We start from the raw sequence: 15,618 nt of genomic DNA, 5'->3' as shown, positions 1-15,618 counted from the left end.
ACTGACTGTAGCTGCGTCATTCGTACCCGTAATCGCAATCGTCAACGTAGTTGTATCCGTTGCACCTTGATCATCAGTTACAGTAATCGGAACTTCGATAGTCTCAACTTCGCCTTCGGCTAAACGGTCATAAGAACTGGTGTCGAAGGTATAACTACCATCAGGATTAAGCGTTAGTCCCGCTACTTCAGAAATGGTTGTGAACACCAAAGATTCACCTTCAGGTAGGTCGACGTCTGTCGCGGTTAGAGTTCCAGTAATTACTTGGTCTTCAAGTAACGAGCGCGTTTCAGGCTCTGCGACTGGCGCGTCATTCACCGGCGTCACATCAATATTTACAACGAGCGTGTCTGTACCGCCATTGCCATCATCAACAATAACAGTGAAGCTATCTGGGCCGTTGTAGTTTTCATTTGGCGTGTATGTCCACGTGCCGTCTGAGTTGACGACAGCATTGCCATTAGTAGGCGCAGTAGATTGAGAATAAGTTAGGGTATCTTGAGTATTCTGATCGGTAGCGGTTAGCGTGCCACTGATCGGTGTATCTTCGTCAGTAACAACCGTCGTACTTTCACCCAACGGGTCGTTGTTGATGTCAACGAAAATAGGAGAGAATTGAGGGTTTAATAAAGCGAGACTCTGAGTAGTCGATAATCCAATTGACTCCAAACCTGATGTATCAAAGTTCGTACTCGCTAAGGCCTCTACCCCATCACGCTCAATCGTACCCGTTGGGGTTAGCGATGAGCCGGAGGTTCCACCGGCGGCGGTGGCGAACTCATCGCCTAATTGAGTTGGGTCTACGCCTTCTTCTAACGCAGCGAAAATGGCATCGATTTCACCGGTGATGTCCGTGAGGTCACCACTGTCTTGAACCAGGTTTACGCTGACTTCTGGATTTTGTGCGGATTCAACGAGGCTGGCATCGCCGGAAATGACGACTTCGCCGGGAAGAAGTTGCTCTCCTTCGTTGACGACTCTTACATTGCCATTTTTATCAATAACAATGATTTGACCACCGGCTAGGTTACCGATCAATGCATGCGTGACAAAACTCATAACGCGCCTCTAATCCTTTCTAATGATCTCTGCTTTGTTGTGATGATGGCAAGCAAAGACTTATTAATCACAGCTATAAATTAACACTACGCGTTAATTCAACAAACCGATTTCTAACCCTGTCACTTTGCAACATTTTAGATACAAGCGGCAGGTCACAACTTTTATAAGTATGAACCAAGATCTCATTTTTATCGTACTTAAACTGAAACGTCGTATCGATAAATTAACAAAATTGACTAGGTCCAGGCTCCGAATTCTGTTGCAACTTTAAAGGTTATATAAATGTTAGCCTACGTTAGTCACAATCACCGTAAAGTGCTAGCTCATTGACACCATAAATGGTTTAATCTCATTTATGAGACGTGGGTGTTCGCTATCATGCCCGCTCGTTGTATCTCATGGAGAATGAAAGTTGAATTGGAACACGTTGAAAGTGGTGGGCTGCTTGGTAGCTCTTAGCTGTCCAGCTCAAAGTCAAACACTCGAACAAGCGGTCGCTTATACCTTAACGACCAATCCTGACATCAAAGCATCGTTTAACGAATTCATGAGCAAAGTCTATGACGCCGAAGCCGCGTCTGGGGCCTATTTGCCGTCAATCGATCTCGATGCAGGTATTGGTTACGAAGCCGTTGATCTCGCAACTGGGGTTGAAAATGACCTCAACCGTAAAGAAGCGACTCTGTCTCTTACCCAGTTATTGTGGGATGGTTCATCAACCCTGAACGATATGGACCGCACGGCGGCAGATGCAGAGTCGGTGCGTTTTCAATTGTTGGCGGAAGCGCAAGACATGGCGCTTGAAGTTGCGGACATCTATTTAGACGCGGTCAAGGCATTCGAAGTTCTGCAACTTTCCGAGAGCAACCTCGCCATTCATAAAGAGATCTACCGTGATATTAAAAGGCGCGTCGAGTCCGGTATCGGTTCTACAGCCGATTTGACCCAAGTTGAAGCTCGTATAGCGAAAGCACACGGAAACTTGCTGGCCGCTCAGAACAATTTGTTCGATACCCATACTCAATTTCAGCGCGTGGTTGGCCAATCACCTCAAGGTTTGATTTTTCCTCGTGCCGATCAGATGGCTATTCCTTATACGTTAGACGAAGCGCTCAACAAAGCATACGAGACTCATCCGGTCATCAAAGTCGCGCAAGCGGATGTCGATTCAGCACGCTTTCAATATGAGCAGACCAAAGGCGTCAACTTCCCTACGCTGTCTATTGAAGCCAATCAGACGTGGCGCGACGACGCTGGCGGCTACGAAGGGTCAGCGGAGGAGTTCTCCGCCATGCTGCGTATGCGCTATAACCTATACAATGGCGGATCGGATGCAGATCGCACTGAAAGCGCAGCGTATCAGCTAAATAAAGCCAAAGATTTCCGTGACCGCACATTCCGCTCAGTTGAGGAGAGTTTACGTCTCTCATGGAGCGCGCTGGACCTTACCTTACAGCAGAAAGAGTTTCTGGCTGATCATGTTGACTCCGCCTCACAGACGGTTATTGCGTACAGCAAACAATACCGACTGGGCAAACGTACGCTCCTCGACTTGCTCAACACGGAGAATGAGCTGTTTGAAGCCCGCAAAGACTATCTCGATGCCAAATACGATGAGCAGTACGCCAAATATCGAGTGATGAACGCCACTGGCAACTTGCTATCTGCCCTTAGAGTCAACACCCCAGAGCCTTGGAACCAAGCTGTAGAATACTAATATGAAAGTCTCAATTTTTGCCCTTATCCTATCGTGCGCCACACTTTCAACGGCGGTATTATCTGACGATGAGTTTGACTATATTCAAACCCCAAAACCCATCCAAATCGCCGACCTCGAAGACGATGACAACGACGGCGTGGTCAATGCGCGCGATCTCTGCCCGGGTACGCCCGAAAGAGCGGACATCGATAATGATGGCTGTGGCACCTTTGTCAAAACCTCGCAGGCGTTAAGTTTGCATATTTTGTTCGATAACAACTCTACTGAAATCGCGACTCCGTTTTACCCGCAAATTGAATCGATGGCGGCGTTTCTTGACCAATACCCTGAAACCTCGATTGAGTTGCAGGGATTTGCCAGTAAAACGGGCAACTCTGAACACAATCTCGCGCTGTCGAAGCAACGTGCAGAAGAGGTACGCCAAGCGCTGGTTGGCTATGGGGTAACACCGAGCCGAATTCGCGTTGTGGGTTATGGTGACAACGTCTCTGACACGGGTGAAGACGAAGTCTCACATGCCATGAACAGAAAAGTCGTTGCTAGTGTGGTTGGGCATAAAGGCCACGTCAAAGAAGAGTGGACTATCTTTACCACGATTCCGAAATAACGCCTTGTGCGTAGGTTTTGCTGCAACTTGATAGCAGAAACCTCGCACAGGAGTTTCGCTTCTTTGTCCAGAGTGCTACCCTACAGCCGAACTACTTTAAGAGAGCTTTACAATGAGCAAATTAACATCAGATATCCAAGCTAACTTGGAACTATTCGTCGCAGAAACGCAACAGAGCAAACTGGTTTGGGGCATGCGTAACGAAGAAGGTTGGCTATCTTGCGACTCTTCAGAATTTGAGAACAGCGAAGTGATGCCGTTTTGGTCCTCAAAAGAGGATGCTCAAGCGCATAACGTTGAAGAGTGGGCAGACTTTGAAGTCCTAGAGATCCCTCTGGATATCTTTGTTGAAGATTGGCTATTGACGCTCGCGGAAGACGGCGTCCTCGTCGGCACCAACTGGAACGCACAATTGGAAGGCAAAGAAGTGGAGCCTTCTGATCTCGCTAAGCTTTACCTCGCGTAAGCGCTTTGCCATCAGGTGATCCTGTAAAAACATTAACGCCCTGCACTTGCAGGGCGTTTTGTATTCCACAAAAATCGGTTAGCGCTGCTTCTCTGCAAGCTCTGCAATAACCACCTCTTTGTTGTCGAGATACGCGTCAAGGCCCGCTCTGCGCAAATCACACGAAGGACAGGCACCGCAACCATCCCCGATGATACCGTTGTAACACGTCAGGGTTTTCTCTTTGATAAGAGAGAGTGCTTGATATTGATCCGCCAGTGCCCACGTTTGCGCTTTATTGAGCCACATCAGTGGTGTCACAATCTCCAGTGGTCGGTCCATCCCTTTCACCAAGGCGCTGTTCATTGCTTTAACAAACTCATCTCGGCAATCTGGATAACCTGAAAAGTCGGTTTCACAGACACCAGTGATGACCGCCTCTGCACCAATCTGATAGGCGTAGATGCCCGCAAGGGTGAGAAACAAGATATTGCGTCCAGGCACAAAGGAGTTCGGCAAACCGTTCTCTTGCAGTTCATGAGAAACAGGAATGTCATCGCGCGTTAGTGAGCTAATCGCCAACTCATTGAGAAGCCCCACATCCAGGACTTTATGCGCTGCGACACCAAGCTCTTTCGCTAGGCTTTGTGCCACCTCAATTTCAAGTTTGTGGCGCTGGCCATAATCAAAGGTTATCGCGTGCACTTCATCGTACTCTTGCAGTGCTTGAACCAAACAGGTAGTGGAGTCTTGTCCACCACTAAATACGACGACCGCTTTCTTCATCTTCAATTCCTTTAAGCAATACTCAAATACTTGTGCGTCTGAATAGATAACCGCCAGTTGCGCGAGATGCAAGTATCAATACAGAGTTGTGTCGCACGCGGCTTTTGACTGATCGGTTGCAATGCAATGGTGGTGCAACTCGGCACCTTCGCACGGCTTAGCAAAGCATCCAGCTGATCGATGTCTTTTTGTGTACCAACCGGATGCTTAATTTCGTTGGCGCGAAGTAGCGCGCTATCCAGCACCGGAAGTTTACCTTTCATGGCGATTTTTGGTGACACTGTCACCCATGTTGATTCTGTCGCAAGCACCTCATAAGTGCCGCTGGTCTCAATTTGGCACTGACAACCGATCGCTTCAAACGCTTGGGTCAAAGGCGTTAAGTCATAAAGACAAGGTTCGCCCCCCGTGATCACGACATGTTTGGCTTGATAACCTTGAGCGACATATTGTTCAACGATGGCACTCGCGTCTGCGCGGCACCAAGTGGGTGAATCACCTTGCTTGACCATGATCTGTTTAAACGAGGTTTCGTCTTGTGGCGTCGCATCCCAGGTCTGTTTGGTGTCACACCACGCGCAGCCGACAGGACACTCTTGCAGGCGCACAAACACCGAAGGAACCCCTGTAAAGACCCCTTCACCCTGGATGGTTTCAAACATTTCATTCACTTTGTACAAAGTTAATCAGCCCAATTTGTCATCTAATCATTTTGCAAGGGCGAGACCTTAAAGGAGCTCGGCGTGTAGGTCAACTAAATCATAAATTGATCATTAAGCGATGAAGGATTATTCTGCGAGACTTTGTTGTTGCAAATTTAAGATGCCCGTTATGTACAAATTGATCGCACTGGATATGGATGGCACCCTGCTCACCAGTGATAAAACTATAAGCCCTCGCACCAAACAAGCCATTGCCAAGGCTCGTGAACAAGGCGTTAAGGTCGTGCTTGCCTCTGGCCGCCCAATTGATGGTATGCGTGGTGCGATTGAAGAACTTGGCCTCTATGCTGACGGCGAGTTTGTTGTCTACTTTAACGGCTCTATGGTGAAAGAGCTCGGCAGTGATACGGTCATTCACCAAGCGATCATTGATGGGGCGAGTGCAAAACGTGTTGCTGCGCTGGCAAAGCAGCTTGACCTATATTGTCACGCATTCAGCAGTGAGCTGGGCCTTATCACGCCAGAGATGAATGAGTTCACTGGTATTGAATCCACCATCAACAAAATTCCCGTCACCTTGATGGATTTTGACGAGTTGAATGACGACCATGAAATCATCAAAGCGATGATCGTGGGTGCGCCAGAGAAGCTCACCCAAGCTATCAGTGATATTCCCGCTGATTTTCACGGCGACTTCACCATAGTGCAAAGTGCCCCCTTCTTCCTGGAGTTTTTGAGCCAGCAGAGTAACAAAGGTGTCGGCGTCGGCGCGATTGCCCAGCACCTCGGTATTGAGGCAGACGCCGTGATCTGTATGGGCGATGCGGAGAATGATCACCACATGCTCGAATACGCTGGGTTAGGCGTAGCGATGGAAAACGCGATGGAAGGCACCAAAGCCATCGCCAATCACATCACCGCTAGTAATAACGACGATGGCGTTGCCTTAGTGATTGAGCAGTTTGTGCTCAACGCCGATAAGTAAGCGGTAAGCGCAATTCAATCAATGAGACCGTGCAACGGCCTCATTGCTTATTGTCATATGGCTACCACTGTTATTTCAGCGTCTTCTTCAACCAATGGATATGAGGCTCAAACCCCAATCTGTCATAGAGAGCTAAGGCGCTTTGGTTGAACTGCCACACTTCAACAAACATCTCTTCGACACCGTATTGCTCAAATCGATGCGCCATCTCATCACACAACTGTTGAGCCACACCTTGTTGGCGATAGGTGGGCAACACGTACAACTCATCTAGTGATCCCATTTGCAGCGGTTGGCTGACAGTAGAAATCAGTTCACAAAAGTGACCAGACACAAAGCCGACAATCTGTTGACTTGACGCATCCAATGCCACCAAAACCAAGCATTCAGGGTTATCGAGATAACGCGCAATACTCTTCTCTTGCTCTATCTCTTCGGCAGGTTTGAAATAGTCCGGCGACTGTTGGTGATGCTCATCATGGAGCTGAAACATCAATTCGTTGAGGGTATCGAGGTCTTGTGCGATGGCGCTGCGAATCTTCATGCTGAGGCGGTTTTACGGTAAAGCGTTAGTTTGGGTCGCAAACTGTGCGATTGCAAGCGTTGCAAAGGATTATTGACGATAACCTGCGCGCCGCCCCAATAACGAGAGAATGGCGCGCAGAATGACGGGTTAAGAGTTCAGCGCTTTCATGATTTCATCTAGGCTGGTTGGATCATCAATGGTCGATGGGACTGTATACTTTTCACCATCGGCGATTTGACGAATGGTGCGGCGCAAGATTTTACCAGAGCGCGTCTTGGGTAGGCGCTCCACGACCAGCGCGTGTTTAAAGCACGCCACCGCGCCAATCTCATCACGCACTTTGCCAATCAGTTCACCTTCGAGCTCTAGTGAATCAATCTTCACGCCATCTTTTAGCACCACAAAACCGAGTGGCAGTTGCCCTTTCAAATCATCATGAATCCCGACCACCGCGCACTCTGCAATCGCAGGATGCGCACCAACAATCTCTTCCATCTCTCCCGTGGAAAGGCGATGACCCGCCACGTTAATCACATCATCAATCCGGCCCATGATGAACAAGTAGCCCTCCTCATCAAGATACCCGCCGTCTCCTGAAACGTAGTAGCCGGGGAATTGACTCAAGTAGCCGGACTCAAATCGGTCATGATTGCGCCACACCGTCGGTAGACAGCTTGGCGGCAGAGGCCGTTTAAGGGCCACAAAGCCTTGCTGACCAGGCGCTGCGATCTCCCCTAGCTCATCCAAGATGTCGACTTGATAGCCCGGGATTGGCTTGGTTGCCGAACCGGCTTTAACGGGCATCGCTTCAATCCCAATCGGATTACCTGCAATCGCCCAGCCCGTTTCGGTTTGCCACCAGTGATCGATCACAGGCTTGCCCGTTTGTTGTTCAACCCACTCTAGTGTTGGCGGGTCAAGCCGCTCGCCGGCCATAAAAATCGTCTGCAGTTTGGACAAATCGTACTGGCGTACCAACTCCCCTTGCGGATCCTCTTTCTTGATGGCTCGAAACGCCGTCGGCGCAGAAAACAGCACATCCACTTGATACTCTTCACACGCGCGCCAGAAAGCACCGGAATCGGGCGTTCTTACCGGCTTGCCCTCAAATAAAATGGTGGTGCAACCATGAATCAGCGGCGCGTAGACAATATAAGAGTGACCGACTACCCAGCCGACATCCGACGCCGCCCAGTACACACCTTCTTGCGGCACGTTGTAGATGGCGCTCATTGAATACTTCATCGCTACCGCATGGCCGCCATTGTCGCGCACCACCCCTTTGGGTTTGCCTGTCGTACCAGATGTGTACAAGATATAAAGCGGATCGGTTGCCAATACAGGCACACAGGCATGAGGCAGCGCCGCCTCAAACGCTTGGTGCCAATCGACATCTCGCTCGTGTGTGAGCGGTGCCAGGCACTGTTCACGCTGCAACACAAACACCGCTTCCGGTTTCCAGCGGCTATCCATGATCGCCTTATCGACCATCGGCTTGTATTCAATCACTTTATTGATCTCTATGCCGCAAGAAGCCGTCATGACTACCTTAGGCTCGGCATCTTCGATGCGCACCGCGAGCTCGTTAGGAGCAAACCCGCCAAACACCACCGAATGAATCGCACCCAGCCGAGCACACGCCAGCATCGCCATGGCCGCCTCTGGGATCATCGGCATGTAGATGACAACGCGATCGCCTTTGGTGACACCTTGCGCGCTGAGCATTCCTGCAATTTTAGCCACTTGATCACGCATACCTTGATAGGTGTAGCGCTTTTTGGTTCCTGTCACAGGGGAGTCATAAATCAGCGCCGTTTTTGCGCCGCGTCCCTGCTCACAATGGTAATCGAGCGCGAGCCAACAGGTGTTCATCACACCGTCAGGAAACCAGCGTTCAATCCCGTTGTCATCCTCCGCTAATATCGTGGTTGGTTTTTCAAACCAATCAATCGCTTCGGCTTGTGCTTGCCAGAACTGCTCTGGCGATTCTTTTGCCCATTGATACTGCTTTTGATACTCAGACATGCTGCTTCCTCCAGACTGTCTTTAGCTATTGGCACTCTGGTTATTGAACAGAGTGAAAGACATCGGAGGGAACACGCACAACGCCCTCCATCAAAATTCTTGCGCTGCGACCCATACTGACTTGCCGAGCGCACCATTGCCCACCTTGCTCATCGACTTTTGCGCCGACGGTTAAGGTGCCAGACGGATGACCAAAGGTGACTTGGTCACGCTCGCCGCCGCCCGCCGCTTGATTGACCAGCGTGCCCGGTACGCACGCCGCCGCAGCGATAGCCACCGCTGCGGTGCCCATCATGGCGTGGTGCAACTGTCCCATCGACATCGCCCTGACCAAAAGATCAATATCGCCCGCCTCAACCACACTTGCGCTTGACGTCTGATAAGTATTAGGCGGTGCCACAAATGCCAACTTAGGCGTGTGTTGGCGAGTCGCGGCCTCTGAGAGATCCGCTATTAGACCCATCCTAAGCGCTCCGTGAGCGCGTATGGTCTCAAGCTTATCCAGCAAATCAGGAACGCCGTTAATCGCCGGCTGAAGTTCGCTGCCGGTTAAGCCCAATTCGTGCGCATTGAGAAACACGGTTGGAATCCCCGCACTGATAAAGGTCGCCGTGAGTGCCCCCACTCCGGGCACATCAAACACTTCCGCGACTTGCCCTGTTGGAAATAGCGAACTGTCACTGCCCGAGGGGTCGACAAAATCGACGCGGATTTCTGCGGCAGGAAACGTGACCCCATCGAGCATAAAACTGCCCATTTCTTGCACTTGTCCTTCGACGATCGGCACATGCACTACAATGGTTTTTTCTATATTGGCTTGCCAAACCCGCACCTTGGCAAGGCCATTGTGGGGAAGGCGCTCAGCAGGCAGATACCCCGCGTGAATAGCGAAAGGGCCGACCGCAGCAGAGAGGTTGCCGCAGTTTCCGCTCCAGTCGACAAACGCTTGCCCTATCGCCACCTGACCAAACAAATAGTCCACGTCGTGATCGTCACGCGTGCTCGGGCTCACTATCACGGTTTTGGAGGTGCTGGATGTCGCTCCGCCCATGCCATCAATCTGTTTCCCATAAGGATCAGGGCTGCCAATCACGCGCATTAATAGCGCATCACGCGCAGGACCGGGGGTTTGTGCCTGAGTAGGCAAATCTTCCAACCTGAAAAAGACCCCTTTACTGGTTCCACCACGCATGTACGTCGCGGGAACGCGAATCACATCGTTCATTGCCAGCCTCCTACTGCGCTAAAAAGTCTTGAGCAAAGCGCTGCAAAACACCGCCCGCTTGATAAACAGAAACTTCATCGGCGGTATCTAGACGGCACGTCACCGCGACATCAAGCGTTTCACCGTTGGCACGGGTAATGATCAGCGCCAAGTCGGCACCAGGCGCAATGTCACCCACTACGTCGTAGGTCTCTGAGCCATCTATCTCAAGCGTATGGCGCGTGACGCCCGTTTTAAATTCCAGCGGTAATACGCCCATCCCAACAAGATTGGTGCGATGGATACGCTCAAAACCTTCCGCAACAATGGCTTCAACCCCGGCTAATCGAACGCCTTTTGCCGCCCAATCTCGAGAAGAGCCTTGGCCGTAGTCGGCCCCTGCAACAATGAGCAGCGGCTGTTTGCGCGCCATGTAGGTTTCGATCGCTTCCCACATTCGCACCACTTTGCCTTCGGGTTCAATGCGTGCCAGTGAGCCTTGCACCACATCGCCGCCCTGTTTCACCATCTCGTTGAACAATTTGGGGTTCGCGAATGTGGCCCGTTGCGCCGTCAGGTGGTCGCCGCGGTGCGTGGCGTAGGAGTTAAAATCCTCTTCTGGTACGCCCATACTGGCTAAATACTCGCCTGCAGCGCTACTGGCCAAAATCGCATTGGAGGGCGATAAGTGATCGGTGGTAATGTTGTCACCCAATACCGCCAGAGGACGCATCCCTTTCAAGGTGCGCTCACCTGCCAACGCCCCTTCCCAATAGGGTGGACGGCGAATATAAGTACTCATCGGGCGCCAATCATAGAGTGGGTTGGATGCCTGTTGCTCCTCATCCAATTTGAACATTTGAATGTAAACCTGCTTAAACTGATCAGGTTTCACGTGCTGAGCCACCACTTGATCGATCTCTTCATCACTTGGCCAGAGATCTTTCAGATAGATAGGTTCACCGTTGGCATTGTGGCCGAGCACATCGCGCTCAATATCAAAGCGGATTGAACCCGCCAGCGCGTAGGCAACCACCAGCGGAGGAGACGCAAGAAACGCTTGTTTGGCATACGGGTGGATACGACCGTCAAAGTTGCGATTGCCTGACAGCACCGCGGTCGCATACAGATCGCGTTCGATGATCTCTTGCTCAATAGTGGGATCGAGCGCGCCGCTCATTCCGTTACAGGTGGTACACGCGTAAGCGACGATGCCAAAGCCAAGCTGCTCCAGCTCTGACAATAGCCCCGCTTCTTGCAAGTAGAGCTTGGCGACTTTCGAGCCGGGCGCAAATGAGGACTTAACCCAAGGCTTGCGCACCAGACCTAGCTGATTGGCTTTTTTCGCCAATAACCCTGCCGCTACGACGTTTCTCGGATTGCTAGTGTTGGTACAAGAGGTGATCGCGGCAATAATCACGGCGCCATCGGGCAGCCTTTGCTCGCCGGTATCTGTACCGCGGGATTGCGCGATACCGCGATTGGCCAGCTCACTCGTCGGTAAGCGGCGATGGGGATTAGACGGGCCTGCGAGGTTTCGTGTGACACTCGAGAGATCAAACTCCAACACACGCTCATACTGCGCCTCGCTAAGCGCATCCGCCCAAAGTCCGGTTTGTTTCGCGTAGGCTTCCACTAAAGCCACTTGCTTGTCATCGCGGCCGGTCAGTTTTAGATACTGAATGGTCTGCTCATCGATGTAGAACATCCCTGCCGTCGCCCCGTATTCCGGCGTCATGTTGGAAATGGTGGCGCGATCACCAATCGTCAAATCGCGCGCCCCTTCACCAAAGAACTCCAAATAGGCCGAGACCACACGCTGCTCGCGTAAAAACTCGGTGATCGCCAGTACGATATCTGTCGCGGTGATGCCACTTTGGCGTTTTCCGCTTAGCTTGACACCAATAATGTTGGGCAAACGCATCATCGACGGCCGTCCTAGCATGACGGTTTCTGCCTCAAGGCCGCCGACACCAATGGCAATCACGCCAAGCGCATCAACGTGCGGCGTGTGGCTGTCGGTCCCGACACAAGTATCCGGATAGGCAATGCCTTGCTTGACTTGAACCACTGGCGACATTTTTTCCAAATTGATCTGGTGCATAATGCCGTTGCCTGCAGGGATCACGCTGACGTTTTCAAACGCGGTTTTACACCAATCAATGAAGTGGAAGCGATCTTCATTGCGCCGCTCTTCGATGGCGCGGTTTTTCTCAAACGCCTGTGGATCAAAGCCCGCGTGTTCCACCGCTAATGAGTGGTCGACAATCAGCTGCGTTTCGACCACTGGGTTCACTTTCGCAGGATCGCCACCTTGCAGAGCAATGGCATCACGCAGCCCTGCCAAATCCACCAAGGCGGTTTGTCCAAGAATATCGTGACACACGACGCGCGCCGGATACCAAGGAAAGTCCAAGTCACGCTTGCGCTCAATCAATTGCAGCAGCGCTGCATCAAGACTCTCTGGCTCACAGCGGCGCACCAACTGCTCCGCCAGAACCCGTGACGTGTAAGGCAGCCCATCGTAAGCACCGGGCGACAGTGCATTCACCGCCGCGCGAGCATCGAAATAATCGACATCGAATCCGGGCAGTGACTTTCTGTATTTTGAATCGCTATTCATGTTTACATCCACTCTCTTAGGCGTTAACGCTGCTCAATCGGAACCCACTGCTGATGCTCGGGGCCTGTGTAGTCGGCGCTTGGGCGAATAATCCGATTGTTGGCGCGCTGCTCAAACACGTGTGCTGCCCAACCTGTGAGGCGGCTCATCACAAAAATGGGAGTAAACAGTTTGGTGGGAATATCCATAAAGTGATACGCCGATGCGTGGAAGAAATCTGCGTTACAGAACAGCCCTTTTTCTCGCTTCATGACCGCTTCAACCCGTTCGGAAACCGCATAGAGATGGGTATCCCCCACCGCTTGAGAGAGCGCTTTTGACCAGCGCTTGATCAACGCATTACGCGGGTCGCTTTCACGATAAATGGCGTGGCCAAATCCCATGATTTTGTCTTTGTTCGCCAACATGGTGAGGATGTTGGCTTCCGCTTCATCGGGCGTCATCCAGCCTTCAATCATCTCCATTGCGGCTTCGTTAGCGCCGCCGTGCAGGGGGCCTCGTAAAGTACCGATCGCCGCTGTGATGCATGAGTGGATATCAGATAAGGTCGAAGCGCACACTCGGGCCGCAAAGGTAGAGGCATTAAACTCATGCTCTGCATACAAAATGAGCGAGCAGTGCATCACCTGCTTATGAAGTTCACTCGGCGCTTTATCAGTGAGCAGTTTGAGGAAGTAGCCCCCAATGCAGGCTTCGCTTTGGTCTTGGGTATCAATTCTCACGCCATCATGGCTAAAGCGATACCAATAGCAGATAATGGCGGGAAAGAGCGCCAGCATTCGCTCGGTCGCATCGAGCTGCTGATCAAAACTCATCTCTTGCTCAAGATTTCCCAACATTGAGCAACCGGTGCGCATCACATCCATCGGATGGGCGCTGGCAGGAATCAGCTCTAACGCCGCCTTAAGCTCATTCGAAAGGCCGCGTAGGCCAATCAGACGCGTCTTGTAATTGTCTAGCTCTTGTTGATTGGGTAAATGGCCTCTTAGCAGCAAAAACGCCACCTCTTCAAATTGGGCGTTATTGGCCAAATCGGTGATGTCGTAGCCACGGTAGGTTAGCCCTGTTCCTGTTTTACCAACGGTGCACAGTGCGGTGCTGCCGGCACTCTGACCACGCAATCCTGCGCCGCCAATCGGTTTTTTGCTCAGATCATTCTCAGTGTGAGACATGGTAGAACTCCTTTTCTTGCGAGCTTTGCCCAATCCCCCTCGCCCTTAAGCGCCTTTTGCTTCAGGCTCTGACGGCAAGAGGTTTGGATCTCTTTAACCCGCTGATTTCACGTTATTGTTTGCATTACTATTGTTATTCGTTACTCAAAAACTACTGTTATTCGTCACTCAAGAACTACTGTTATTCGTCACTCAAGATCTGTTGTTATTGGTCACTAAACAGTCTGTCGAGCTTGTCCTCGTAATCGTGATAATTGAGGTGTGCATAGAGCTCTTTGCGAGTCTGCATCTCGCCAAGTAGCGCTTCTTGATTGCCTACTTCAAGCAGATGGCGATAGACCATTTCCGCCGCTTTGTTCATCGCGCGAAACGCGCTCAGTGGATAGAGCACCATGTCGACATTCGATTGGCCGAGCTCTTCACAGCTGTAGAGCGGCGTTTGACCAAATTCGGTGATATTCGCCAGAATCGGCACTTTTTTCCCCGTGGCGCTTTCAAGCGCAGCGGAAAACTGTCGGTACTGCGCCAACTCTGTCATCGCTTCGGGGAAGATCATGTCTGCACCCGCTTCCACACACGCAATCGCCCGCTCAATCGCACGGTCAATGCCTTCGACGGCCAACGCATCGGTGCGTGCCATGATGACAAATTGATCGTCATTGCGCGCATCCACCGCCGCTTTGACTCGGTCGACCATCTCTTCTTGGCTAACGATCGCCTTGTTGGGTCTATGGCCACAGCGTTTTTGCGCCACTTGATCTTCCATGTGCACCGCTGCCGCGCCGGCCTTCTCCATCGCTTTGATGGTGCGGCCAATATTAAATGCGCCGCCAAATCCGGTATCGATATCCACCAACAGCGGCAGGTCGCACGCATTAGTGATGCGGTCAACATCCACCAGCACATCATTCAATGTCGTGATGCCAAGGTCTGGTAATCCATACGAGGCGTTGGCAATGCCCCCACCAGAGAGATATATGGCTTGATGACCTAAGTTCTTCGCCATCATGGCGCAATAAGGGTTGATGGTTCCGACAATCTGGAGCGGATGATTTTGCTGTAGGGCGAGCCGAAACTTGGCTCCGGGCGTGAGACTCATAGTCACTTCCTCTAGTCCGTGAGTATTTGTTGTTCAATCAAAAGGCGACTGCCTGAGATGTGGCGACGCATCAGCATTTCCGCTAACTCTTCGTCACGGTTGGCAATCGCTTGGAGGATATGTCGATGCTCCGCCAGCGCTTCTTTTGGTCGCGATTGCGCGCGCGGAGACTGGTAGCGATACATGCGCAATAAGTGGTACAGCTCATTGCACAGCAAATTGATAAGGTGTCGATTGCGACTCGCTTTAATAATGCGGTAGTGGAAATCAAAATCGCCGTGTTGGTGGAAGTAGGACGCGCCTTCCACTTCTTCAATATGATGAGAGTGAGCATTCAGCAGTTGCTCAAGGCCGGCAATATCTTGTGGTGTCATGTGGCGCGCAGCTAGTCTGGCCGCCATTCCTTCGAGCGCCTCGCGTACTGCGTACAATTCAATCAGTTTTTCCGGTGAAAAGGTGATCACGCGCGCGCCGACGTGCGGGATACGCTCTATCAATCCCAACCCTTCAAGACGCATAATCGCCTCACGCAAAGGCCCGCGGCTAACGTTAAATCGTTTCGCCAGTTCTGGCTCCGATATTTTGCTGCCCGGGGCAATCGCACCACTGACAATATCCTCGACAAGGCTCTCGGTGAGTGTCAGGGATTTGGTATTTTCAGTAGCTGGCTTCGTTTTGCTTGGGCCGTTGGCGAGTTCAAAC

The 15,618-nt window shown here is 51.5% G+C and carries 14 protein-coding genes; 4 read left to right on the top strand and 10 right to left on the bottom strand.

Translation table 11 applies throughout. From position 1 onward, the window contains the following. Positions 1-1,059, bottom strand: a 1,059-nt coding sequence (locus tag AC6R1O_RS15090; protein ID WP_500657314.1) for a cadherin-like domain-containing protein, incomplete at its 3' end; no start/stop codon positions are given. Between the two features lie 415 nt (positions 1,060-1,474). Between AC6R1O_RS15090 and AC6R1O_RS15085 the strand changes: the two genes are divergently transcribed. From AC6R1O_RS15085 to AC6R1O_RS15075, 3 genes are all read left to right on the top strand, one after another. Further along, on the top strand, positions 1,475-2,779 hold the full coding sequence (locus AC6R1O_RS15085) for a TolC family outer membrane protein (RefSeq protein WP_500627109.1): 1,305 nt from the start codon (positions 1,475-1,477) through the stop codon (positions 2,777-2,779). A 1-nt stretch (position 2,780) separates the two neighbouring features. Continuing rightward, positions 2,781-3,389 (top strand): OmpA family protein, encoded by a 609-nt coding sequence (locus AC6R1O_RS15080; protein WP_500657313.1) that lies wholly within the window; start codon positions 2,781-2,783, stop codon positions 3,387-3,389. A gap of 112 nt (positions 3,390-3,501) precedes the next feature. Continuing rightward, on the top strand, positions 3,502-3,855 hold the full coding sequence (locus AC6R1O_RS15075) for a DUF2750 domain-containing protein (RefSeq protein ID WP_334550457.1): 354 nt from the start codon (positions 3,502-3,504) through the stop codon (positions 3,853-3,855). 78 nt (positions 3,856-3,933) lie between these two features. Here AC6R1O_RS15075 and queC read toward each other — a convergent pair whose 3' ends face one another. Further along, on the bottom strand, positions 3,934-4,620 hold the full coding sequence (queC, locus tag AC6R1O_RS15070) for a 7-cyano-7-deazaguanine synthase QueC (protein ID WP_500657312.1): 687 nt from the start codon (positions 4,618-4,620) through the stop codon (positions 3,934-3,936). 11 nt (positions 4,621-4,631) lie between these two features. After that, entirely contained in the window at positions 4,632-5,300 is a 669-nt protein-coding gene (gene queE, locus AC6R1O_RS15065; protein WP_500632388.1) for a 7-carboxy-7-deazaguanine synthase QueE, read from the bottom strand. 151 nt (positions 5,301-5,451) lie between these two features. Here queE and AC6R1O_RS15060 point away from each other — a divergent pair, with 151 nt between their 5' ends. Further along, entirely contained in the window at positions 5,452-6,267 is an 816-nt protein-coding gene (locus tag AC6R1O_RS15060) for a Cof-type HAD-IIB family hydrolase (RefSeq protein ID WP_500632387.1), read from the top strand. Between the two features lie 70 nt (positions 6,268-6,337). On the opposite strand, the gene AC6R1O_RS15055 is transcribed toward AC6R1O_RS15060, so the two are convergent. The 7 genes from AC6R1O_RS15055 to AC6R1O_RS15025 all read right to left on the bottom strand — a co-directional run. Continuing rightward, on the bottom strand, positions 6,338-6,811 hold the full coding sequence (locus tag AC6R1O_RS15055) for a GNAT family N-acetyltransferase (RefSeq protein WP_500627114.1): 474 nt from the start codon (positions 6,809-6,811) through the stop codon (positions 6,338-6,340). A gap of 129 nt (positions 6,812-6,940) precedes the next feature. Next, positions 6,941-8,818, bottom strand: coding sequence for a propionyl-CoA synthetase (locus AC6R1O_RS15050; protein ID WP_500657311.1), 1,878 nt, complete (start codon positions 8,816-8,818; stop codon positions 6,941-6,943). A gap of 40 nt (positions 8,819-8,858) precedes the next feature. Then, positions 8,859-10,043 carry a 2-methylaconitate cis-trans isomerase PrpF gene (gene prpF, locus AC6R1O_RS15045; RefSeq protein ID WP_500632385.1) on the bottom strand — a complete coding sequence of 395 codons (1,185 nt, stop codon included), beginning with the start codon at positions 10,041-10,043 and terminating at the stop codon, positions 8,859-8,861. A 10-nt stretch (positions 10,044-10,053) separates the two neighbouring features. Continuing rightward, on the bottom strand, positions 10,054-12,645 hold the full coding sequence (gene acnD, locus AC6R1O_RS15040; protein WP_500629920.1) for a Fe/S-dependent 2-methylisocitrate dehydratase AcnD: 2,592 nt from the start codon (positions 12,643-12,645) through the stop codon (positions 10,054-10,056). A gap of 23 nt (positions 12,646-12,668) precedes the next feature. Continuing rightward, complete coding sequence (gene prpC, locus AC6R1O_RS15035; RefSeq protein WP_500632383.1) at positions 12,669-13,817, bottom strand: bifunctional 2-methylcitrate synthase/citrate synthase; 1,149 nt, start codon at positions 13,815-13,817, stop codon at positions 12,669-12,671. Between the two features lie 205 nt (positions 13,818-14,022). Beyond that, entirely contained in the window at positions 14,023-14,916 is an 894-nt protein-coding gene (gene prpB, locus AC6R1O_RS15030; RefSeq protein WP_334550470.1) for a methylisocitrate lyase, read from the bottom strand. Between the two features lie 11 nt (positions 14,917-14,927). Next, the coding region (locus tag AC6R1O_RS15025; protein WP_500657310.1) for a GntR family transcriptional regulator at positions 14,928-15,618 on the bottom strand (691 nt) is incomplete at its 5' end.

This window comes from Vibrio sp. R11-SG3-ISO3-SZ (assembly GCF_059834345.1).
This window is presented reverse-complemented; position numbering and strand designations above follow the sequence as displayed.